This is a genomic window from Zobellia barbeyronii, from assembly GCF_018603515.1.
GTDB classification, from domain to species: domain Bacteria; phylum Bacteroidota; class Bacteroidia; order Flavobacteriales; family Flavobacteriaceae; genus Zobellia; species Zobellia barbeyronii.
The window spans coordinates 492,161-516,328 of sequence record NZ_JACATN010000003.1; the positions used below are offsets into that span (position 1 = coordinate 492,161).

General features: G+C 36.6%; 20 protein-coding genes. 14 read left to right on the forward strand and 6 right to left on the reverse strand.

All coding sequences use genetic code 11. The features are described 5' to 3' along the window. Positions 1 to 70: 70 nt before the first annotated feature. Together HW347_RS10655 and guaA are read right to left on the reverse strand one after the other, a co-directional pair. On the reverse strand, positions 71 to 2,242 hold the full coding sequence (locus HW347_RS10655; RefSeq protein ID WP_225901896.1) for a LysM peptidoglycan-binding domain-containing protein: 2,172 nt from the start codon (positions 2,240 to 2,242) through the stop codon (positions 71 to 73). 2 nt (positions 2,243 to 2,244) lie between these two features. Continuing rightward, positions 2,245 to 3,777, reverse strand: a complete 1,533-nt coding sequence (guaA, locus tag HW347_RS10660) for a glutamine-hydrolyzing GMP synthase (RefSeq protein WP_214611859.1) — start codon at positions 3,775 to 3,777, stop codon at positions 2,245 to 2,247. A gap of 597 nt (positions 3,778 to 4,374) precedes the next feature. Between guaA and HW347_RS10665 the strand changes: the two genes are divergently transcribed. The 3 genes from HW347_RS10665 to HW347_RS10675 all read left to right on the forward strand — a co-directional run bounded on the left by HW347_RS10665 (position 4,375) and on the right by HW347_RS10675 (position 8,479). Then, positions 4,375 to 6,837 carry a TonB-dependent receptor gene (locus tag HW347_RS10665; protein WP_225901897.1) on the forward strand — a complete coding sequence of 821 codons (2,463 nt, stop codon included), beginning with the start codon at positions 4,375 to 4,377 and terminating at the stop codon, positions 6,835 to 6,837. 3 nt (positions 6,838 to 6,840) lie between these two features. Further along, on the forward strand, positions 6,841 to 7,743 hold the full coding sequence (locus HW347_RS10670) for a DUF4249 domain-containing protein (RefSeq protein ID WP_214611860.1): 903 nt from the start codon (positions 6,841 to 6,843) through the stop codon (positions 7,741 to 7,743). Positions 7,744 to 7,933: 190 nt separating this feature from the next. Continuing rightward, a complete protein-coding gene (locus HW347_RS10675; protein WP_214611861.1) occupies positions 7,934 to 8,479 on the forward strand; it encodes a pyridoxamine 5'-phosphate oxidase family protein in 546 nt (181 codons plus the stop codon). A 10-nt stretch (positions 8,480 to 8,489) separates the two neighbouring features. Here HW347_RS10675 and bshC read toward each other — a convergent pair whose 3' ends face one another. Beyond that, on the reverse strand, positions 8,490 to 10,091 hold the full coding sequence (bshC, locus tag HW347_RS10680) for a bacillithiol biosynthesis cysteine-adding enzyme BshC (RefSeq protein ID WP_214611862.1): 1,602 nt from the start codon (positions 10,089 to 10,091) through the stop codon (positions 8,490 to 8,492). 151 nt (positions 10,092 to 10,242) lie between these two features. Here bshC and HW347_RS10685 point away from each other — a divergent pair, with 151 nt between their 5' ends. Continuing rightward, positions 10,243 to 12,708: a M14 metallopeptidase family protein gene (locus HW347_RS10685; RefSeq protein ID WP_214611863.1), complete on the forward strand. Its 2,466-nt coding sequence runs from the start codon at positions 10,243 to 10,245 to the stop codon at positions 12,706 to 12,708. A gap of 133 nt (positions 12,709 to 12,841) precedes the next feature. Next, positions 12,842 to 13,882 (forward strand): MBL fold metallo-hydrolase, encoded by a 1,041-nt coding sequence (locus HW347_RS10690; protein ID WP_214611864.1) that lies wholly within the window; start codon positions 12,842 to 12,844, stop codon positions 13,880 to 13,882. 62 nt (positions 13,883 to 13,944) lie between these two features. Here HW347_RS10690 and HW347_RS10695 read toward each other — a convergent pair whose 3' ends face one another. Then, a complete protein-coding gene (locus tag HW347_RS10695) occupies positions 13,945 to 14,553 on the reverse strand; it encodes a DUF4337 family protein (protein ID WP_214611865.1) in 609 nt (202 codons plus the stop codon). A gap of 213 nt (positions 14,554 to 14,766) precedes the next feature. On the opposite strand from HW347_RS10695, the gene HW347_RS10700 reads away from it, so the two are divergent. The 9 genes from HW347_RS10700 (at position 14,767) to HW347_RS10740 (ending at position 21,676) form a co-directional block, all read left to right on the forward strand. Beyond that, positions 14,767 to 15,282, forward strand: coding sequence for a GNAT family N-acetyltransferase (locus tag HW347_RS10700; RefSeq protein ID WP_214611866.1), 516 nt, complete (start codon positions 14,767 to 14,769; stop codon positions 15,280 to 15,282). 162 nt (positions 15,283 to 15,444) lie between these two features. Next, a complete protein-coding gene (locus tag HW347_RS10705) occupies positions 15,445 to 16,377 on the forward strand; it encodes a DUF6929 family protein (protein ID WP_214611867.1) in 933 nt (310 codons plus the stop codon). 100 nt (positions 16,378 to 16,477) lie between these two features. Beyond that, on the forward strand, positions 16,478 to 16,807 hold the full coding sequence (locus tag HW347_RS10710; RefSeq protein WP_214611868.1) for an ArsR/SmtB family transcription factor: 330 nt from the start codon (positions 16,478 to 16,480) through the stop codon (positions 16,805 to 16,807). A 47-nt stretch (positions 16,808 to 16,854) separates the two neighbouring features. Next, positions 16,855 to 17,322, forward strand: a complete 468-nt coding sequence (locus HW347_RS10715) for a DUF6428 family protein (protein ID WP_194534108.1) — start codon at positions 16,855 to 16,857, stop codon at positions 17,320 to 17,322. 30 nt (positions 17,323 to 17,352) lie between these two features. Then, entirely contained in the window at positions 17,353 to 17,970 is a 618-nt protein-coding gene (locus HW347_RS10720; protein WP_214611869.1) for a low molecular weight phosphatase family protein, read from the forward strand. Positions 17,971 to 17,972: 2 nt separating this feature from the next. Continuing rightward, positions 17,973 to 19,022 (forward strand): ACR3 family arsenite efflux transporter, encoded by a 1,050-nt coding sequence (gene arsB, locus HW347_RS10725; RefSeq protein ID WP_214611870.1) that lies wholly within the window; start codon positions 17,973 to 17,975, stop codon positions 19,020 to 19,022. A 190-nt stretch (positions 19,023 to 19,212) separates the two neighbouring features. Continuing rightward, positions 19,213 to 20,673, forward strand: a complete 1,461-nt coding sequence (locus tag HW347_RS10730; protein ID WP_214611871.1) for a potassium/proton antiporter — start codon at positions 19,213 to 19,215, stop codon at positions 20,671 to 20,673. A gap of 46 nt (positions 20,674 to 20,719) precedes the next feature. Continuing rightward, the gene (locus HW347_RS10735) at positions 20,720 to 21,088 is read left to right on the forward strand and encodes a hypothetical protein (RefSeq protein WP_214611872.1); all 369 of its coding nucleotides are present in this window, start codon (positions 20,720 to 20,722) and stop codon (positions 21,086 to 21,088) included. Between the two features lie 102 nt (positions 21,089 to 21,190). Next, positions 21,191 to 21,676, forward strand: a complete 486-nt coding sequence (locus HW347_RS10740; protein ID WP_214611873.1) for a hypothetical protein — start codon at positions 21,191 to 21,193, stop codon at positions 21,674 to 21,676. A gap of 74 nt (positions 21,677 to 21,750) precedes the next feature. Here the strand turns inward: HW347_RS10740 and HW347_RS10745 are convergent, their stop codons facing one another. Both HW347_RS10745 and HW347_RS10750 read right to left on the reverse strand, forming a co-directional pair. Beyond that, the gene (locus HW347_RS10745) at positions 21,751 to 22,749 is read right to left on the reverse strand and encodes an SMP-30/gluconolactonase/LRE family protein (RefSeq protein ID WP_214611874.1); all 999 of its coding nucleotides are present in this window, start codon (positions 22,747 to 22,749) and stop codon (positions 21,751 to 21,753) included. Positions 22,750 to 22,784: 35 nt separating this feature from the next. After that, a complete protein-coding gene (locus tag HW347_RS10750) occupies positions 22,785 to 24,107 on the reverse strand; it encodes a GntP family permease (protein WP_214611875.1) in 1,323 nt (440 codons plus the stop codon). Positions 24,108 to 24,168 lie beyond the last annotated feature (61 nt).

Genomic DNA, 24,168 nt, shown 5'->3' on the forward strand with positions numbered 1-24,168 from the left:
AATCTATTCGCAAGTCCTAAGTTAGTACTACCTCATATAAAAAAGAAATTAATTTCAGTGATTTCTAAACTTACTCAGCTTGCTTAATACGCAGGTCTTCAAACATTAGAATGTATGATGACTGATTAAAATACCCCGAAGCACCTTCCTTTTCATAGTCAAACTTACTACCGGAGTATTCAGTTTCACCAATAAGCTTAGAGGCTTCAACCATATTATTCTTATAAGCCAACTTCAACAAAATATCAAAAGTAAGATCAAAACCACGCACGGCATACCTATCTGGCGTACTGCCAAATCGTTTTTCGTAACGCTTAGAAAAAGAATCGTTTGATCCTATTTTATATACTGAAGGATATGTAAAGTGCAAGTTTGATAAATGTGAGTTACTGATTACCTCATTGTCAAAAGCATTGTTCTTGTTCGTTGTGAACATGCGCACCTTTCTATCTTTGGTGTTCATTGAGTTCAAAATAGAACTCACACTTGACACCAATTTGAAATTATCAGTTTCTACAAACACCCAGTTATCAGATTCTTCCGACAGAAGTTCAGTCAACTTTTCAATGTTAATACCAATATTTTTCTCTTCCTGAGTTACTTTTAAAGTATCAGCTCCAGGGAAACCTAACAATAATTGCTCCTTAACCTTTTTGTTCTTGTCATCTGCAATTATAATTACATGCTGTTCAGCATTACGCTTGCCTTGCACATACTCAATCATATGATCACGTAGCACCTCATCAGAAGTATAAGAAAAGAATACATTAGCTAAACTTAAATCGCTCTTAGCAGGAATAGGCGCCACAAGAGATACTTTCTTTCCACTTGCTCTTAAAGCTGTTTCCTTCATAGAAGGTAAATCTAACGGCCCAATGATTGCACCATAATCAGAAAGGTTCTCTTTCTGCAAGATTTCTTTAGTCCTATCAAGGTTCAGTTCGTTATCAAAAGTCTTAACATCTACTGAAATTCCTAAGTCTGCAATAGAATCTATAGCAACCAACGCTCCTGAATAAAGACCTAAGCTATACTTAAGACTATTTCTTTTATCAATAACATTAGCCACACGGTCTTTATCACTCAAGTCTAACTTATCTAACCTAAAAGGCAAAAGAAACATCAACTTTGGTCTGTTCTGCACATCAATGCTATCCACAAGGTTAATTTTATCCAAAACCAGTGAATTACGAACTTCAAAGTTACCCTCTTGGTCTTTTGGTAGTTTTAGAATCATACCTGCTTTCAACCCTTGGGCCAAATCTGGATTCAATGCTAAAAGCTCTTTGTAGCTAACACCAAATTTACGGGTAAGTGAGAATTCCGTTTGCTTTGGTTTTACTTCGTAAAAGTTATAATTGTCCGTGTTGATTACACCGCTATTTGCTTTTTTCTCAGGAATGCGGATAACCATACCTTCTTTCAATCCACCTCTTTCAGTAATTTCAGGATTCAAACGAACAATCTCATCTGACTTTACGCCAAACTTCTGCTCCAATTGAAAGAAATTCATTTTTGGAGGAACCGTATATGAAGTATATAATTGCGTTTGCTGGTTTTCAACAGTACTTCCTGCAATTTTTGGCAACTTCAATTCTTGACCCACCGCTAAGTAATCATTAGACCCAGCAAGCTCAGGGTTCAAAACCACCATGCTATCTACGGTAATGCCATACTTGTAAGCAATACTCCATCTGGTTTCTTTAGGAGCTACTTTATAGGTATCAAAATTACTCTCATCTATTACAACTTCTTCTTCCGGCTTAACCCTACGGTATTTTGGAATTTTTAAAGTCATCTTTCTTTTCAGCTGAGAAGAGTACAAATCTGGATTGTATTTTTTAATTGCCTCTTCGCTAATATGAAATCGTTTAGCAATGCTATATAAAGTTTCCTTTTTCTTTACGCGGTAAGACGTAAAACCAACAGGCTGTTCTTGCTCTTCTTCTCCTTCTTTCTGAACCGTAGTACTTTCCACTTTTCTAGTGGATTGTGCAGCTACAGCCTTAGCTTTACTATCCTTTGGTATAACCAATATAGTATTAGCTCTCAGCTCATCACCTCGTTTTACTTCCTTATTTAATTTAAGTATAGTTTGCGCATCTACTCTATACTGTTTTGCTATACTTTCTAGGGTCTCACCCTTCTTAACTGCATGCGTCGTAAACTTCTGTGCGGACACTTTGCATCCAACAAAAACAAACAATAAAAGCGTTAGGCTAACTTTAAAAAACTGATTCATATTTATTCCCATTCAATGGTTGCTGGTGGCTTAGAACTTATATCGTAAACGACTCTATTGACCCCTGGCACTTTGTTGATAATATCGTTTGATGTCTTTTGTAAAAATTCATAAGGTAAATTCACCCAATCCGCCGTCATACCATCGGTACTCTCTACAGCTCGTAAAGCTACACATTTTTCATAAGTCCGCTCGTCTCCCATTACCCCTACACTATTAACTGGTAGAAGCATGGCTCCGGCTTGCCAAACCTTATCGTAAAGACCCCAATCACGAAGTCCTTGTATAAAAATATGATCCACCTCTTGTAGTATAGACACCTTTTCTGGCGTAATGTCACCCAAAATACGAATTGCTAGCCCAGGACCCGGAAATGGATGCCTTCCTAAACGCTCTTCATCTATACCCATACTCTTACCTACACGGCGAACCTCATCTTTAAATAACATTCGTAAAGGCTCCACAATTTTTAATTTCATAAAATCTGGTAAACCCCCTACGTTATGATGACTCTTTATAGTTGCTGAAGGACCGCCCGTTGCAGAAACCGACTCTATCACATCTGGATATATAGTTCCCTGCGCCAGCCACTTAACATCCTGTACCAGATGCGCCTCATCATCAAAAACTTCTATAAATGCATTACCAATAATCTTACGTTTTCTTTCTGGGTCACTCTCTCCTGCAAGGGCATCCAAAAAGCGTGCCGAAGCATCTACACCCTTTACATTTAATCCCATGTGTTCATATTGATCCAGAACATCTTGAAACTCGTTCTTCCTAAGCAGACCGTTATTAACAAAAATACAATAGAGGTTCTTGCCAATAGCTTTATGCAGAAGCACAGCAGCAACGGTAGAATCTACTCCACCGGATAAACCTAACACTACTTTATCGTTACCAATTTTTTCTTTCAATTCAGATACGGTCAAATCCACAAACGCGTCCGGAGTCCAAGATTGGTCCAGCCCAGCTATGTTTACCAAGAAGTTTTCTAGTATTTTCTTGCCATCTTTAGAGTGATAAACTTCTGGATGAAATTGAATAGCATAAGTACTCTCGTCCTCAATTCTATACGCAGCGTGTTTAACATCATGTGTACTAGCCAAAACCACTCCATTTTCAGGAAGTTTTTGAATGGTATCACTATGGCTCATCCACACTTGGCTACCTTCTGAAACACCTTCAAAAAATGCTTCATCTGACTTGATGTAGGATAGATTTGCACGACCATATTCTCTTGTATTTGACGGCGCAACATTACCACCTCCAAAATGAGCTAAGTATTGAGCACCATAACAAACGGCCAATAAAGGCTTCTTTCCTCTAATCTCAGATAGATCCGGATGAGGTGCATCATCTGCACGTACCGAGAACGGTGAACCTGATAGGATTACCGCTTTATAGGACGATAAATCCTCCGGAGGCTTGTTATATGGCTTTATTTCACAGAAAATATTGAGTTCTCTAACCCTTCTAGCGATGAGTTGCGTGTACTGAGAACCGAAATCTAGTATAAGGACGTTGTTTTGCATGGGCAAAAATAGCAAATTCCATTCGCCCGAAAAGACTCTTTTCACATATTTATAATCGGGTTTTTAACAATCACCTAAAATAGGATAACCAATACGATAGAGAACAAGCTAAAATGAAAACTAAAATTCTTACAAATCAGCTAAAAACACAACTCCGTAAAAATGAAATAGCCAATATTTTCATAAACTCTAAAATGAATTACGACTCCACATTTGCATATTTTTTCAGAAAATTTTCAAGGAATAAGTCAAAATAGGAGCACTTTTACCAAAATTAGTCAAATGTGATTAAAAACTTTATATAATTATATTTAATATACTGGTTTTTAAATTATTAATAGTTTTCCTACAAACTGTTAAATTATGTTAATTTTAGTAAAATTCACTCATTTTATTATCAAATTAGGCTTAAGTTGATTTCGGCCTGGCAAAAATTCAAATCTTATTTTCAACTTACTTTACCCTCTTTTATATTTATCTTTTCGTTAACAGCATGCTCTAAAGATTATGACTTTCTTGCGTAAGAATTTACTGCTATACCAACATTTCATCAATGTATAAAAGCAGTGTTCTCATCAATCAAAAAACGAACATATCTTGAAAAAAGCTATCTGCTGTACTTCATTTTTTCTTGTCCTTTTTCAACAAGGTCATGCAAAAATGAATCGACTCCCTTGCGGGATTGAAAAAGGAATTCACAAAAATTTACGGACCCTTCTCTTTTCAGAAGACAACTATCTTCCTCCCGATCAAGCCGAAAAAAAACATACCATTAGTGGGTATATTACTGAAAGTGGAAGTGGTGAAAATCTCTTGGGAGTTTCTGTTTATGTACCCGAATTAAAATTAGGAACAACAACTAATGACTATGGATTTTTCTCTTTAACCCTTCCCGAGGGAAATCATGAAGTGGTCATATCATACATTGGTTATGGAAACGAAAAGCGACAACTAAATTTATTGGAAGACAAGATTCTTTCTATAGCGTTGAAACCTTCCGCCCAAAATCTTGAAGAAGTAATTGTTACTGCAGATGAAAGAATAAAAGAAAGCAAAGTAACTCAAATGAGTAAAGTGCAGATCAATCCTGCAGACATTCAAGACATCCCAGCATTACTGGGTGAAAAAGATGTAATGAAGACCTTGCAGCTCATGCCGGGTATTCAAGGTGGATCAGAAGGTAGTTCTGGTTTTTTTGTTCGTGGAGGTACTCCTGACCAAAACCTAATTATCTTAGATGATGCTGTTGTTTACAACTCCAACCACCTTTTTGGCTTTTTCTCTGTCTTTAATGGCGATGCTATAAAATCTGTTGAAGCTTTCAAAGGTGGTTTCCCTGCTCGTTTTGGAGGACGGCTATCCTCTGTTATTAAGTTAGACATGAAAGATGGGAACAAAGAAAAGCTCTCTGGCAAGGTAAATATTGGCCTTATATCATCATCTGCATTGCTTGAGGGGCCTATTAATAAAGGAAAAACATCGTTTATTGCCAGTGGCCGCCGTACTTACGCAGATATTATGGCACGCCCATTTATAGATAGCGATAAAGGAAATAAAACAGGGTATTACTTTACTGACTTCAATTTTAAAATTCATCATATTTTTAGTCCAAAAGACAAATTGTACTGGAGCAATTATTTTGGACAGGACAAATTCTATGATAACAGTGTTTATATAGATGGAAAAACGGACAAATCACGATTGCAATGGGGAAATATTACTTCTACCCTTCGTTGGAATCACCAGTTTAACAACAAGCTTTTTTCTAACACCTCATTGATTTTTAGTAATTATAAGTTCAAAATTCTTTTTGAGGAGGGTTTTGAGGACGAAAAATTCCAGTTTAAAAGTAGCTCGGGTATTAACGATTATACCTTGAAAACCGATTTTGATTATTACCCTAACAGTAAACACACCATTAGATTTGGGGCCAATGCAACCCGTCATAACTTTACTCCACAGCGTTTGTTGCTCAAAGACGAATTTAACCCAGATATAAATAAAGAACAAGAACTGAATTCTTTTGAAGGTGCAGTATATGCTGAGGACGATTGGAAATTGACCGATAAATTAAGCCTATCTCCAGGTCTAAGGCTTAGTTATTTCAATTATAAAGATAAGCACTACGTAAATCCCGAACCTAGGTTAGCACTATCTTACAACATGAAATCTGACCTTGCTTTTAAAGCCTCGTATTCTAGAATGAACCAGTACATTCATCTGTTATCTAGCTCTGGTATTGGTCTACCAACAGATTTATGGGTTTCATCAACAGATAATATAAAGCCCCAGACCTCCCAGCAGTTCGCAGTGGGCATTGCCAAAGACTTCTTTGATAAAGACTATTCCGTAACCTTAGAAGGCTACTACAAGACCTTAGATGATGTTATCGCCTACAAAGAAGGTGCCTCTTTCTTAGCTATTGATAACTTGGAAAGCGGCAAAAACATCAATTGGGAAAATAATATTACTTCTGGACAAGGATGGGCCTATGGCGCGGAAATTCTCTTCAGGAAGCAGACAGGGCCATTTACAGGTTGGCTGGGTTACACCTTAGCTTGGTCCGAAAGACAATTTGATGAACTGAACTTAGGTAAAAAATTCTATGACCGTTATGATCGTAGACATGATATATCATTAGTGGGTATTTATAAACCGAATGAAAAAATAACACTTTCAGGGACCTGGGTATTTTCAACCGGAAATAATTATACCTTACCTAACCAGCAACATGTTGCCAACCCTGTGGACTTTCCTATTGCCAATAATGAAATCTTTTATAATGAAACTGGAATGGAAAACTTTACCACAAAGCGGAACAATTTTCGAGGAGAAACAAGTCATAGGCTAGATTTAGGCGTACAGTTCCATAAAAAGAAAAAGAAGGATAGGGAACGTATTTGGGGATTCTCTCTCTATAATAGCTACGCCCGAAAAAATCCGTTTATATACACTGTTGAAGATAAACATGATGATTTAAATTCTCCAGTAGAAAAGGAATTGATTCGAACGTCAGTACTTATGTTAATACCATCCATTAATTACACCTTTAAATTTTAGAGCATGAGCAAGTATATTCAGATAACTTTATTGCTCACAATCATTTGTAGTGCATGTCAAGAACCTGTTGACGCAGATGAGTTGATCAATGTAGAAGATAGTACATATATAATTGGGTATATTTCCCCCACAGACACTGTACTTACCATACATGTTTCAACCGTAGTTCCTGCTGTGGGCACGCCTATACCTAGATACAACTATTCATACGAAACCGAAACAGGAGCTACCATTGAAAAATTTATTATCAAAGATGCTACGGTTATCATTAGTGACGAAGAAAATAATGTAATTCAGCTTAGTTATAACCCAGAAAGGAGAAATTACCAAGGTCTGGCATCTGAATTTGATATTATTGAAGGTGCAACTTATTTTTTACGGGTTTCCGCAAACAATAAAGAATATACCGCTTCTTGCATAATTCCAAAGAAAATAGAAACCATTACGGAAAAAATAATCGCGGGAGAAAAAGACGAGTACTATCAAAACTACAATTTAGATGTTGCTTTTCAAGACATTAGTGGAACTAGGAATTTTTACTTAATAAGTGGTTTGGCAGAAATAGAATACGAGGATGGACCTTATATTATTCCAATGGATTTTGGACTAAATGGCTACCTAACTGACGTTATTGGTGACGGGGCAGTTGTAAGTATAAATTCTACTTTTTCATATTTTCCGCAAGATTCTGAGGCTAGCTCTAACGCTAAAATAACCTTACAAGTAGCAAATGTTGAAGAAGCTCTTTATTTAAACCGCCGCGCAACCTATTTAAACAATTATAATGATGGCAATCCATTTGTGGAGTACAGTATTGCACCTAATAATATTGAAGGCGAAAATGGTGTTGGTGTTTTTGCGGGCTATCAGCTTACCGAAAAGGTAATTGAATATGAATTAAAATAAAAATCTTAAAAAAGTAAAAGTCCGGGATACCAAACCCGGACTTTTCATCAAAATCAAAAAAACCAACCTAAACACATGAAATCGTTTAAGAAAAAAACTTTTTCATAACATTTTTACTAATAACACTCTACTTGCCAAATACCCTACCCCTTTTTAAAAGTTTTTTCTACTTTTATTAAAAAGCACACAAATGACTTCTACTTTTTGGGATGAAACCCTAGCCGAAATAAAGAAAGGAATAACTGAAAGAGGGCATCCGTTCCGGTTTTTTACACTAGCTACTATAGATCAATCAGGTGCGCCAAGCCAACGTACTGTAGTGTTTAGACACTTTAATGATAATTTAAGTCTGGTGTTTTATACAGATGAGCGTTCACAAAAAGTTCAGGAATTAAATAAAACTGGAGCTATTAGCCTACTATTCTATCATCCTGAAAATCTTTTGCAGATTACCATAAAAGGTAAAGCGTCCGTAATTACAGATCCTGAAGTATTAGAAGAATATTGGAGTGCCGTGCCGGACGGCAATAAAAAAGATTATACCACTCATATAGCACCCGGAAGTACTATGAAAAATCCTGATGCTTTGGAATATTTAAATGGAGACCATCATTTCTGCGCCATACAAATTGAACCCATCAGTATTGAGTACCTTAAATTGAAGCGCCCCAACCATATCAGGGTACTTTTCACTAAAGTCAATACATCTTGGGAAGGTGAATTTTTAGCTCCTTAAAAGCCCACTACTACATTCTTACAATTGTGAATTCTTGCTGTAACGGTTTTAAAGTATCTAAAAGCATTGGCACCAAATCTTCTCCTAACTCTAAATATAGTTCCGAGAAGTTTACGTTACGCTCTTGCAGTGATTTGTTTGGAAAAAGTTCGTTCTGAATTTCGGTCATGCGTAACACATGGTCTTTCAGTTTGCGTTTTTGAGCCTGTAGCAGTCTTTTTTCTAGATTATCTAGACCTTTCATTTGCTTTACCTCTTGTGCCTTAACAGCTCCTAAGAAAGAAGCATCAGTCTGTTCTGCTAATTCATACATGGTTTTGAACTGCTCTTCTAACTGCTGTTTTTGAGCTGTAAAGTCAATATCAATATTAGATATCTCTCTTATCTTTTTATTAATGAAACTACTTTGTTTTAAAAAGAGATCTTCTACAGAAAGGTTCATTTTACCCAACTTTTCCGTTTGCTTTTCAGTCACCACCAATGCAGAATTTCTAAGCAACAAAACAGGAAAAGGCACTTGCATAGCCTCAAACATAGTTTTAAGCTCTAACCAATATGCTATTTCTCCACCTCCACCTATGTAACACAGGTTAGGCAAAATAATTTCTTGATATAAAGGTCTCGCGATTACGTTGGGAGAAAACCGTTCTGGGTATGCTTTTAATTCTTTTTGTAGTTCTTCTTTCGTAAAACGAATATCAGTGTCGTTTATGAAGTATGTACCATTTTGCTCCACTATTCGTTCGCGAAGTCCATTTTTCAGGTAAAAATAATTGATTTCACGTGGGTTTACCTGAACATTATATTTCTGATCCAAAGCTTCGAATTCTGCTATGGTTTCAGAAACTTTTTGATATGCTAGTTGGTCAAAAATATCCTTCTGAGCATAAGGAACTAAAAGGGTTTTCAAATTCCTATCGTCTCCATCAACAATAACCAATCCTTCCTTACCAAAAATTTCATTTGCCAAATAACGTGTAGCATCTGCTAAATTAGTATGCTCTAAATATGCTTTCTTAAATAGCTCTTTTAGAGCAATGGCGTTTGTGCTGTTTCCAATTTGATTTGAAAATGCCTCGAAAATCTCATCCAGACCTTTTGTATCTAAATGACCTACGGCACCAGATGCCGTTCTGTTCCACTTTAGTTTTTTACCTCTAAAATTAAAGTAGTTGATTTCCTCAAAATCATGATCCTCAGTAGCCATCCAATATATGGGTACAAAATTGTATTTTGGATGTGCCTTTTTAAGTTCTTTAGTAAGATTGATAGTGGAAACTATCTTATATAAAAAGTAAAGTGGACCCGTAAAAAGATTCAGTTGATGCCCCGTTACTACGGTAAACGTAATTGGCTCTTTCAGTTTTCTAAGGTGCGTCTGAGTTTCATTAGTAACATTAAAACCCTTGTATTGTTTCTGTAATGCTTCATAAAGAACTTCTCTGTTTGCATCAGGGAAACTTGTAGCCTTTTCGGCTATTTGAGCTTCAAAATTCTTAAGGTTTGGAAACCGGTTATAAAAGTTACGTACCTGCGGTTCTTCAGCAAGATAATCGCAAATAAATTCTGAAAAATAGCCGGTTCTGTAAAAAGGTAAACAATCAATCTCCATAAGGGTGTAAATATAAAACTCTTCGCCAATGCGACTTCCTAAAAATACGTTAATTACTTTAACCTATTTTTCATACCGCTAGTAGTAAATCCAATCCTTTATTAATCAATATTCATTAAATTTGATAATATCCTAAGGAAATATCCTACGTATGAAGTTTCTATTATCCCTTCTTATTTTTTCTATCAGCCTTACCATTAACGCACAAGATTTAAAATCGCCCTCAGAATTTTTGGGTTACGAACTGGGCACACAATTTACTAGACACCATCGTGTAGTTGATTATTATGAATATTTGGCTAAGACTGAATCTACCCGAGTACAACTAGAACATTACGGAAAAACAAACGAAGGAAGACCCTTGTTTCTGGCCTATATATCCTCTACGGAGAACATAAAAAATCTAGACAACATACAACAAGAACACCTTAAAAATACCGAAGGCCAAGGCAATCCTACCACTGCTATCGTATGGATGAGTTACAACGTACATGGTAATGAAAGCGTAAGCACGGAAGCTTCCATGAAAACGGTTTACGAACTTCTAACCAACAAATCTGAATACCTAAAGAACACCGTAGTTATTATTGACCCTTGTATGAATCCTGATGGACGTGAGCGTTATGTAAATTGGTACTATCAATTTAAAAACTCACCTAATATGGTAGACCCAAATAGCAAGGAGCATCACGAACCTTGGTTAAACGGAAGAGCCAATCATTATATGTTTGACTTAAACCGAGATTGGGCATGGCTTACACAAGCAGAGAGTCAACAACGTATAAAGTTCTACAACAAATGGCTGCCCCATGTACATGTAGATTTTCATGAACAGGGAGTTGACAATCCCTATTATTTTGCTCCTGCAGCAGAACCTTTCCACGAGGTAATAACTGATTTTCAGCGAGAGTTCCAGACTACTGTAGGGAAGAACCACGCTAAATATTTTGATGCCAACGGATGGTTTTATTTTACGAAAGAAGTTTTTGATTTACTCTACCCTAGTTATGGAGATACTTACCCCACCTACAACGGTAGTATTGGAATGACCTATGAACAAGGCGGTAGCGGACGTGCCGGTTTGGCCGTAACAACCAGCTTAGGAGATACGCTTACCTTAAAAGACCGGATTCTACACCATTATACTACAGGACTATCTACCCTAGAAATAGCGTCGCAAAATGCATTGCGATTAAACGAGGAGTTTAAGAAATTCTATCAGCCAAAAAACTACAAGTATAAAAGCTATGTACTAAACGGCAATCCTGATAAGTTAACTGCGCTGACCAAATTATTGGAACAACATGAAATTGAATACGGTTGGGCAACGGGCAAAACCACAAAAGGCTTAAATTATAGTACAGGTAAAAACAGCCCCATAAAAACTTCTAAAAATACCTTAGTAATAGGTACGGACCAGAAAAAATCAACGCTTGTAAAAGTACTGTTCGAACCCAGCACAAAGCTTAGCGACTCACTTACTTACGATATTACCGCTTGGTCCCTTCCCTATGCATATGGACTAGAAGCTGTAGCTTCTGAAACCAAAGTGAATGCTAGTTTAGATACAAACAAAACTGCATCTCCCGTTCCTGAGAACTCAAACATAAACAAAGAGACCTACGCTTTTATAACAGAATGGAACAGCTTTAGCGATGCTCAATTTTTAGCGGAGCTCCTTAATAATAATATTAAAATAAGACATGCTAAAAAACCTTTTGGTCTAGATGGGAAACAATATGAACGAGGTACGCTCATTATTACCAAGGCAGACAATAAGAGTAATCCTGATTTCTTAAGCACACTATCTGCAGTAGCCACCAAACATGCAAAGGCGCTAAAAGCTACATTAACCGGTTTTGTTGACGATGGCAAAGATTTTGGTTCTGATTCTGTACAGCCGCTAAAACAAGTTAAAGTTGCACTACTCTCAGGAAAGCCTACCTCTACTTTAAATTTTGGTGAGATCTGGCATTTTTTCGAGCAGCAACTACAGTATCCTGTCACTATTCTTGATACCGATTATTTTAAAAATGTAAATCTTTCTGAGTACGATATTCTGATTTTACCAGATGGAAACAATTACACCAAGTTCTTTAGTACCCGCAGAATGGATGAGCTAAAAGATTGGATTAATGACGGAGGAAAGTTAATAGCATTAGGTGGTGCTTTAAAAGCACTTTCCAAAGAAGAGAAATTTAAATTGAAACCAAAAGAAACGGACAAAGACAGTATAGCTTTAGTTCCTATTTACGATCATAACGAACGTGATCAGATAAGAAATGAAATTACAGGTGCTATTTTCAAAACTAAAGTAGATAACACGCACCCATTAGCTTACGGATATGCCAAATCCTATTTTAGTCTAAAATTAGGAGGTGCCGCTTACAATTACCTAGACAAGGGTACCGTGGTGTATCTTGATTCAGACAGCACCACACCAGCAGCTGGTTTTGCAGGTAGTGAAGCTCAAGATAAAATTGGTGAGACATTGGTTTTTGGTGTCGAAGAATATGGTAATGGCCAGTTAATCTATTTTGTAGACAACCCTTTGTTTAGAGGTTTTTGGGAGAATGGAAAATTATTCTTTGCCAATGCTCTTTTTATGGTCGATTAATTTGAAAGTGGAAACTTTAAACATCCTTCATTGACTGTAGAGATTAACACTTCTAATTTTATTTTTTAGATTGAAGTAAGTCTTGCGCCCCTGACAAACAGATATCTTTGTGTCCTTAAGGTATACTTATCAAATGAAAAACTTTAAAAAACAATTTGGAGGCAAATTAACGGATTCGCTAACCGAACGCTACAATAAATCTGAAAATTGGAAAGATGGCAAATTTCTTAATCTTGAAGAAACCAGCATGTCTATCAACTTTTGGGAGATTCCTAAACTTTTATATAAACAGTTTAGTGATAAGGAAAAAAGAGAGCCGGCAAAACCGTTGCCTATTATTCCCTTAGACAAGAAAGCCTTCCTGTTAGATGACATCAACTTTAAATACATCTGGTACGGGCATTCAGTTTTATTAATGCGAATGAATGCAAAGACCATTTTAATAGATCCAATGTTGGGACCTAATGCATCGCCTATAGCACCTTTTAAGACTAAACGCTTTTCCGAAGACACCCTGAATCTAATTGATGATTTTCCTGAAATAGACCTCATGTTACTGAGTCATGACCATTATGATCACCTTGATTATGACAGCATTCAAAAATTAAAAAATAAAACCAAAGAATATTATGTTGCTTTGGGTGTTAAACGACACCTAGTAGCCTGGGGCATTGACCCAGAAATAATTACGGAATTTGACTGGTGGAACGACGCTACATTTACGGACATCAAAATTACCTTCACTCCCAGCCGCCATTTTTCCGGTAGAGGATTGACCGACAGGTCCAAATCACTTTGGGGTGGATGGACGTTCAAAACTGAAAATCAAAATATTTGGTTTAGTGGTGATAGCGGTTATGGCACTCATTTTAAAGAAATTGGAGAGAAATTAGGCCCTTTTGATTTTGGTTTTATGGAAAACGGCCAGTATAATGAGAAGTGGCACCAGATACATATGTTTCCTGAAGAAAGTATTCAGGCGGCACTAGAAGCAAAAGTCAAGAAGGTAATGCCGGTACATTGGGCGGGCTTTGCTCTGGCACAACACGATTGGACAGAACCTGCAGAGAAATTCCAAGAAGCTGCAACTAAAAATAATCTAGATGTTTCTTTTCCAAAATTGGGAGAAATCTGTTCTATAGAAGACCTAAATGACAAAGCATGGTGGTTTTAGGAAAATATAGATTGTGCTTAATCTAAAATAGAAAAGAGGTCGTAATTATATAGTACCTAGCATTAATATAAGATTGTGAAGTAGCCGTAAAAACATACGCCTAGACCTATAAATGCAACGCCTACCATAAAAGCGGTAAAAACTTCTTGCATCCTACGGTTTTCATCAATAATAAGACCTAGAACCCCAAATAGAATACCTATCTGAAGAAACAGAATACCAATATCTATTTGTGATACCAACTTCCTATTGGCAAGACCAATATCCTCCCAAGTTCGCAACCCAACGATCTGTCCCATTTCCCCATCAAGATCTTGTGACCATGAAGCACGGGGAATATTATCAGATCCTAACAAAATTTCCGTCTTTTCCTCATCATATTTTCGGATGAGATCTTCGGTCATATGTATTCTAAAATCTAATTGTTCCATCTTATCTTCCGCCACTAAACCTGTGCCTCGTAAAGATTCTAAATAATCTCGTTGGTTTTCTTTTAAAATTTGTTTTATACTTTTAGCATTGTACCAGCTAGAATAGCTCACATGCTTATAATTGGCATTTGCAATTTTCTCTTCTAACTTACTATTGACTACTTTCATAACAGCCAACAATGCAACGAGAATTATAATTATTGCTCCTCCCCTGTTTTCTATTTTACTATTTTTAGGCATTACTTTGTATTAAAGACTGATTTGGTTTCGGTCGACATTAGACTCGTAAAAGACTAATCCCATTTATTATACGTAAAAAATCTCATTAAAGTTGGCGCGTAAAAACTATACCCCTGACTTTTTTAAAAACTTCTTTGTTTTGAAGAAAAATCGAAAGAAATAGAGTAAATAACTTACAATAATTAACAGTATTTACTTACTAAATTGTATTTGATGATTTTTGAAACCGAAAGATTACAATTAAGACCGACTTCAGAAGAAGATGCAGATTTCATTTATAAGTTGTTCAACACTCCAGATTGGATAGAATATATTGGCGATAGAAACATACATAGCACTACCGAAGCAAGAAGCTATATAAAAGCTAAAATGATGCCTCAGTTCAAAAGACTAGGGTTTGGCAATTACACCGTAATACATAAGTCTGATGGAGCTAAAATTGGGTCTTGTGGCTTATATGACAGAGAAGGGTTAACAGATATTGATATTGGATTTGCTTTCCTTTCTGAATATGGAAAACAAGGTTATGCTTACGAAGCTGCTTTCAAATTAAAAGAAATAGCTTTTCAACAATTCAACCTTGTTAAACTTATTGCCATAACCAGAAAAGAGAATCTATCTTCTCAGAAACTTTTGAAAAAATTAGGCCTTTACCAAACCGGTACTGTTGTCCTACCAGGCGAAGCTGTAGAATTAGTATTATTTTCAGTTAGTAAAAGTTCTTCTTAAATGCTGTGGATTTGAAAAACAAGGTGTTAAAACTAGCCCAAGACAAAAAATCTTCCATTAATACCTCTTAAATTTGCACTCCAAAATCTAAAGCAATTAAATCTTGCGGTAGGCAACATCTTACAAACCAAGATTTAATTCTATATCATAACTATTGACCTAATGAAAGTTATCCTTTTTCCTTTACTACTGACACTTGCGACTACCTGTCATAGAAAACCTTTAGAACTAGAGGTTTTAGACACTACATTGCTTGATAACGTTCCAAGTGCTTCAGGTATAACCAAAGCATGTAATAGTTTTTATGTAGTAGGTGACGATTCGCCATATTTGTTTGAAGCAACAAGTGATGGTAAAATAGTAAACCAAACAGCCATCTATTCTACCGAGCTTTTAAACGGTAACAGATTAGACAAGGTTAAAAAACCAGATTTTGAAGCTTTGGAAACTATAAATACAAATGAAATCCTTGCTTTTGGATCCGGAGCAAAATCTCCTGAAAGAGATATTTTTCTTCACATTTTTTTAAAGGATAGCATTACAGTAGAAACTTATCAAATTTCTGAATTCTATAACCACCTAAGAAAGCTTGATGCATTAAAGGGCGAACATTTAAACATAGAGGGCGTGGCGTTGTTCCATGATATCATTTACCTCTTTAACCGAGGAAAAAACATCATCTTTAGTTTTAACTATTTAGACTTGATTGCTTATTTAAAGGATACCAAATCTTTTCCTGAACCAAAAACTGTAGAATATAAACTACCTACAATAGATGGTTTTCAATCTGGGTTTTCTGGGGCTACTATTTTAGAAGAAGAGAATCTAGTCATCTTTACCTCTTCCGTAGAAAAAACCGGAAGTGCCTACAGAGACGGAGAAATAGCCGGAAGTTTTATTGGTGTTATCCCCATTGTTAACGGTACTTTTTCTAAAAAATATAGTGTTGCCGCTATTCCTACTACAGACGCACCTCTAAAAGTAGAATCGGTTACGGTAGTAGAAAAAACTACTGATGGCAAAATAAAACTTGCCTTGGTTACGGATGACGATAAGGGCAACTCGTTGCGATTAAACTGTCTTCTGAAAATATAATTTCAATTCATTTTAGCTCAAAATTCTGTTAAAATCTTTTCTTTTTCTTTATCGCATAGATATTAATCGTAATATTGCAATGTACTTATAAAAGAGATGCATGGGATTAGCTAAAACTGAAATGTTTACAGACCTTCAAAATGAAATTGCACTTTATGCCAAGGTTTTTGGGCATCCTGCAAGAGTTTCTATTTTACAACATTTGTTTAAAATAGATACCTGTGTTTGTGGAGATTTAGTAAATGAAATAGGTCTTGCACAACCTACCATTTCACAACATTTAAAAGAACTCAAAAATCTAGGCCTTATACAAGGTACCGTAGAAGGTACTAGCGTTTGCTATTGCATTCATAAAGAAAACTGGACGCAAATGAAAGAGGTTATGCTTAAATTCTTAGATCAAGACCTTCCCAAATCAGATTGTTGTTAAAAAATTTAGATGCTTTTATCGTAAAATTACAATAAATAAATATTCACATGAAACTATCAGAAATTAAATCAGAGCTTTCAAAATTAGATAAAATAGCTTTTCAATTACCTAACGGAGAGCTGGTTCCAAACCACTTTCATGTAACGGAAGTTGGTAAAATAACCAAGCACTTTATAGATTGCGGCGGAACGGTTCGTAAAGAAGAAGTGGTGAACTTTCAGCTTTGGAATGCAGATGATTATGACCACAGACTACATCCTGAGAAATTAACTCACATCATAGAACTTTCTGAAAAAACCTTGGGTATAGGCGATCTGGATATTGAAGTGGAGTACCAAGGAGATACTATTGGCAAGTTTGGGTTAGATTTTGACGGCACCAATTTTCTTCTGACAACCAAACAGACCGATTGTCTTGCTAAAGATAATTGCGGTATTCCTGCCGAAAAACCAAAATTACAATTCACAGATTTAGGTCAAGGTAGTTCTTGTGACCCTAATAGCGGATGTTGTTAGTCTAAATGTTTTATATATAAAAATAACCGAATGAGCACTTTTGAAAAAATTGAAAACACCATCAGTTCTTTAACAACCAATTCTATTTCAAGCGAACGAAAAGAAACGTTACAACCTCTAATAGATTTTATACAAGATAAGGTCAGCACTAATGAAGAAATACGCCTAAATTTTATCTGTACCCATAACTCCCGCAGGAGTCACCTGTCTCAAGTTTGGGCGCAGACCATGGCGTATCATTTCAATATTCAAAATGTTTTTTGTTATTCTGGGGGAACCGAGGCTACGGCTTTGTTTCCTGTGGCAGCAAAGACTCTTGAGAATACCGGATTTGAAGTTGTAAAGCGTTCCGATGACAAGAACCCAGTTTATAGCATTAAGTATGCTCCAAACGAACATCCTGTTATCTGTTTTTCGAAAACTTTAGATGATAATTTTAATCCACAATCAGGTTTTGCCGCTATTATGACGTGCAGCCAAGCAGATGGTGGTTGCCCTTTTATTGTAGGTGCAGAAAAACGGATTCCAATTACTTTTGAAGACCCCAAGGCTTTTGACAACACGCCACAGCAGGCCGAAAAGTACCACGAAAGGAGCATTCAAATTGCTACTGAACTCTACTTTGTTTTTTCAAAAATAAAAGCATAGAAATGGCAAAAAAATTAAGTTTTCTAGATAGTTACTTAACCCTTTGGATTTTTGGCGCCATGATAGTTGGGGTTGGTATTGGTAATTTTTTTCCTAAGTTTCCTGAGCTCATAAATTCCGCTAATAGCGGAACAACAAATATCCCTATCGCCATAGGTCTAATATTAATGATGTATCCTCCTTTGGCCAAGGTTAATTATGCGCTGCTTCCAAAAGTTTTTAAGAATGTAAAAATCTTATCGATCTCATTAATTTTGAATTGGATTGTTGGTCCTGTCCTTATGTTTTTATTGGCCATTACTTTTCTTCAAGATTACCCTGAGTATATGGTAGGTTTAATTTTGATAGGTCTTGCACGTTGTATCGCCATGGTTTTGGTCTGGAACGACCTTGCCGAAGGCAGCAGCGAATATGGAGCCGGTCTTGTTGCGTTGAACAGTGTTTTTCAGGTATTCGCGTATAGTTTTTATGCTTATATTTTTATAACCGTGTTACCTCCCTATTTTGGTTTTGAAGGCGCCATTGTAGATATTTCTATTGGCACCATTGCAGAAAGTGTTGCCATTTATCTTGGCCTTCCTTTTATTCTGGGCATACTAAGTCGTTTTATTCTGGTGCGTTTAAAAGGCGAGGAATGGTATTCAAAAAAGTTCATTCCTACTATTTCTCCCATGACATTGATTGCCCTTCTTTTTACAATTGTCGTAATGTTTTCATTGAAAGGCGAATTGATTGTTGAAATACCTATGGATGTACTGATAATTGCCGTACCCCTTCTTATTTATTTCACCCTAATGTTTATCATCGGTTTCTTTGTAACCAAAGCAACAGGAGCAACGTATGACAAAACCACATCAGTTGCTTTCACCGCTGCAGGTAACAATTTTGAATTGGCCATTGCTGTTGCCATTGCCGTTTTTGGATTGAATTCTGGTCAGGCGTTTGCTGGGGTTATAGGTCCTTTAGTAGAAGTTCCCGCTTTAATACTGCTTGTTCGCGTTTCCTTTTGGCTTAGAAAAAAATATTATAACAAGGAGAAAAATCTTGTTTAACGAACACTTTTAGTCTACCGTTACTATCATAATAAACATGTCCTTCATGAAGCTTTGATAGTAACGGTATTCCTTTGAATAAATTAACTAAATATTTGTTTAACGGATTAACAAGTCCTCTTCAATTTTGATTGATTACCTTAACAAGAAATGATATCTTGCACAGATATTTTTTAAGGACGCAAAAGGAATGAATCTTACCATTGAAAATATTGTCTTAATTGGCTCTTTACTGCTATTCATTAGTATAATAGTAGGTAAAACATCATACAAATTTGGGGTTCCTACCTTATTACTTTTCCTTATCATTGGAATGTTGGCCGGTTCTGAAGGTATAGGAGGTATTGTTTTTGACGACCCAAAAATCGCCCAATTTATTGGCGTAGTATCATTAAATTTTATCCTGTTCGCTGGAGGTTTAGATACCAGTTGGCCAGCCGTAAAACCAATTCTTAAAGAAGGTATTCTACTTTCTACCTTAGGTGTATTACTCACCGCAGTTTCCTTGGGCGTTTTTGTACATTTTGTGACGGATTTCACCATTTATGAAAGTTTACTGCTAGGGTCTATCGTTTCATCTACTGATGCCGCAGCAGTTTTCTCTATTTTACGAGGTAAGAGTCTTGCTTTGAAAACGAATCTTAGACCTACCCTAGAGCTAGAAAGTGGTAGTAACGACCCCATGGCCTATGTACTTACCATTGCTTTTCTTTCTTTGGTAGTGAACAAAGACCAAAGTTTAATGTCTATTATTCCCCTTTTCCTGCAGCAAATGATTCTTGGTGGCGCGGCAGGCTTCGGTTTTGGTAAGTTGAGCAAACTGGTTATCAACAAAATTAAACTCGATTTTGAAGGTCTCTATCCCGTATTGGTTATTGCTCTAATGTTTATCACCTTTTCCGCAACTGATTTTATTGGTGGTAACGGATTCTTGGCAATTTACATCTGTGCCGTTTATTTAGGTAATCAAGACCTTATCCATAAAAAAACCATCTTTCGTATGTTTGATGGTCTGGCTTGGTTAATGCAAATTGTACTATTCCTTACCTTAGGACTTTTAGTTTTCCCTAGTCATGTTGTGCCTTACATAGGTATTGGTTTAACCATTTCACTGTTCTTGATTTTTATAGCAAGACCAGTTGGTGTATTCATTAGCCTCATGTTCATTAAGATGAAACTGCGAAGGCGTTTCTATATTTCTTGGGTAGGACTCCGTGGTGCCGTACCTATTGTATTTGCAACCTACCCCCTTTTGGCAGGCATTGATAAAGCGCATATCATTTTCAATATTGTATTTTTTATTTCGGTTACATCTGTGCTTATACAGGGAACAACGCTAGCGTTGGTTGCCAAGTGGCTGAATGTTGGTCTTCCTGAAAAATCTAAACGTATTTACGAAAAAGAGAAATTTTTAGAGGAGATACCTAAGGCCGTAATGAAAGAAATTGTCATTACACCCCAATGTTTTGCCGTAAATAAAAAGATAGTTGATTTGAGTTTTCCAAAGAATGCCATCATTGCTATGATTAAAAGAGCAGATGTCTATATTACTCCAAATGGGTCTACGGTTATTGAAAGTGGCGATACCATGGTAGTTCTTTCCGATAATATGGAAGGTCTTGACCAGGTTCAAGAATGTTTAAATCAATAACATTTTTTTAGCATTTGCGAATCAATATAATTTTACCTTTGTGCCGATGAAATCGGTTAAACAGCTATTTGGTTTATTCATGCTCACAGCAATTTATTGCTGCGCCATTGGCATGGGCCTAAATCCCGACCGAACCATTACGGCAGAAAATAGTAGTAATCATTCTCAAAAAGAATCGGTTTCTGCGGTTAATGCCAAGCTCTATTGTCATACTTCAGAGTCTGAAACTATAATAGACGCCCCGTCTAACAGCACGCCAAATCCTCTTGAAGGCTCATACAAACTTTGGGGAACACAAAAAATTAGCGACCGTGTTTTTGAAAGTACGCTAGCGCAATACACTCGTTTTTCGCAGAATCTCCTTATTTCTAAGCGAAAGGCAGATATTATATTCCCTTTTCATTACTTCTGGTAAATCCTTTTTTTAAGTAAACGACGCCAAATTTCTTGTTTGGCACTTTAAACATTGGGCTTGCACTACGTATTGCCCCATTTACCAATTTTAAAACTTAGAAAAATGAATTTAGATTTCGGCACAACTCTTATTGGGGCCATATCAGCAGTTATATGTGTAACTCCTTTTGTTTTAGTTACCAGAAGTGTAAAGAAAAAAGAAAAAGAAATGCTCCGTTCGTTGACTGATTTTGCAGATCGAGACAATTGCAAAATAAATGAACATGAATACGTGGGCGATTTTATAATAGGAATGGACACCAATAAAAAGGTTGTCTTTTTCTATAAAGAAGAAAGGAATGAAATAGAAAAACTATCCGTTGATTTGAAAGATGTGAAAAGTTGCAAGGCATCCAAAATAGGAAAGTCCGTTCGTAACAATGGAAAAGTAGAACAGACCATAGAACGTATTGAATTGGTTTTCACTACCAAACCAGCCGCAGGTCGTGATGTTGTTTTTGAGCTTTTTAATACTCAAAATAACTTACAACTAAACGGAGAATTGCAAACAGCCGAAAAATGGGCTAAAATGGTCAACGACATCGTTTAATTTATAATTATGACGAAATATAAAAAGCCCCACAGCATGCTGTGGGGCTTTTTGTTTCTTTAAAAAAATAATATTTATTTGAGCGAAACGCTCAATACATAATCATCAGCAGTCAGGTAAAGGATTTTCTCATCTTTCCCAAAAACACAATTAGCGGTCTTTTCACCAGTGTGTATTCTGGCTATAGCCTTACCTGATTCATTAAAAAGCCAAACACCCCCAGGACCTGTAGCAAATAAATAGCCTTTACTATGCATTTTCATACCGTCTGGCAAGCCTTGCTGTCCTTCTTGTCCTACCAGCTCGGTTACATCATAAAATAGCTTTTTATTACCGACCTTACCTGGTGCAAAAATATCATATTGGTACCAAACGGCATGTTCCGGATTAGATACGGACACATAAAGTTTAGAGCCATCATTATTCACTGCAATGCCATTAGGTCTAGACAACTTGTCCACCAAAACAATATCACCGGTAGCTTGCAAACAGTAAACTCCTTGGTAATCCAGTTCTTTTTGCTCGTCGTCCATTTGTTTTGGTAGCCCATATGGTGGATCTGTAAAATATAGGTTCCCCTCGGCATCAAATACTCCGTCGTTGGGACTATTAAAACGTTTCTCCTCAAAAGAGTCCGCTAATGCTTCATACTCCGCTTTTGGGGCATTCAATGTACTTTTCATTTTAGCCACCCGTCTTTCACCATGCTGCATCAAAACCAGTTCTCCATTAGGACTTAAGAGCAATCCATTAGAACCCGGTTCTGCTCCATAATCACTTTCACCTAAATAGCCAGAAGGTTTTAAGTACTCACTAGTTTTTCCTGAAGCATCAATTTTAAAGACTGTATTGTTGGGTATGTCCGAAAATAGGAGATAATCACCATCGGCAATCCATAACGGACCTTCCGTCCAAGTAAATCCGCTTCCTATTACTTTTATTTCGGCATTAACATCAATGACCTGTAAAGCTTCGTCTTCAAAAATTTCAACTGAAAAAGCCTGTTTCTGATTTTGAGAAACGATTGTAAGATGAAGACTAAATGCACAAACGAACACAAAAATTCTATTCATAATTAATTCTTTAAAAATGGAATATCGATTTAATATCAACTTATAATTTTTGAAATACAGAATATTACCGCAATCGCCGAAGTACCCAAAATAAAAGTGCCAACAGTATGTATCTGGTTTCCTTGTTTAACATCCATACCCGTTAACTGCGTGAGTACCCAAAAGAAACTATCATTGGCATGCGAGACTACGGTTGAACCTGCTCCAATAGCCAAAACAGTCATAGTTCTCATAAAGGTTTCATCCAACCCAAGGGCGGGCATCATGGGAGCTACAATGGAGGCCGTAGTTATTAAAGCTACCGTAGAAGAACCTTGTGTGGTCTTTAAACAAGCTGCCAGTAAAAATGGAAAAAATAGACCTATAGTCATATCCGAAAAGCTCTCGGTAATCATTTCAGCAAACCCTGAATTTTGAAGCATGGCCCCAAATATGCCACCTGCACCGGTAATCAATATAATAGGAGCTGCAATTCGTAATGCATCTCCCAACCAACCTGTTGCCGAATATACGCGCTGATCCAACTTTTCGGGAAGAAGTAAAGAAAGTATTACTCCAATTAAAAGCGCAATAACCGGCGTACCCAAAAAAGTTATAACAGGATAGATAACCATCCCTGTCATATCTAGTTCAGGATAATCAAAAACAGATTTTAAAACAATCAGAATTATAGGTACGATGATGCACAGTAAGGAAAGTGATAATTTTGGTCTGTGAACCACATCCGGAGCAGCTTCCATCCGAATAGGAATATTCACTTTAGAAGCTATTTTGGTTGCGAAAAAGTAGCAACTTACCAATGACAATGAGCTAACAATCAATCCCCATAAAATTACACTACCCAATTCTGCATTCAAAATTCCCGCTGCGGCAATGGGTCCTGGTGTTGGCGGCACCATTACATGGGTTGCCATTAGCCCTAATGCCAATGCGGCGGTGGTACCTGCAAAAGAAACCTTCGCTTTTTCAGAAAGTGCCTTGTTCAAAGAACTCATAATAATAAAAGCACTGTCTGCAAAAACGGGAATCGAAAGAAGATACCCCGTTAACATCATGGCTAAATGAATAGATTTCTCACCAATTAGCTGAACCATACGGGTAGCAATAACCATTGCGCCACCAGATTTTTCTAAAATTGTACCGATTGCCACACCAAAAAAAATGATGAGACCAATCTTACCCATTATACTACCAAAGCCATTATTGACAGAATCAATAATGGCTTCAGCGCTCATTCCCGTTATGAATCCATAGCCAATAGCAGCTAGTAACAACACAAAAAATGGATGAATTTTCCAGCGAACAATCCCCAAAACAATAAAAGCAAGGGCACAGATTAAAGCTACTACATAGAGCATATTGGTTGATTTAGGTTATCCGAATTTAATAACTAAATCATTCAAAACCTGTATTTTAAAT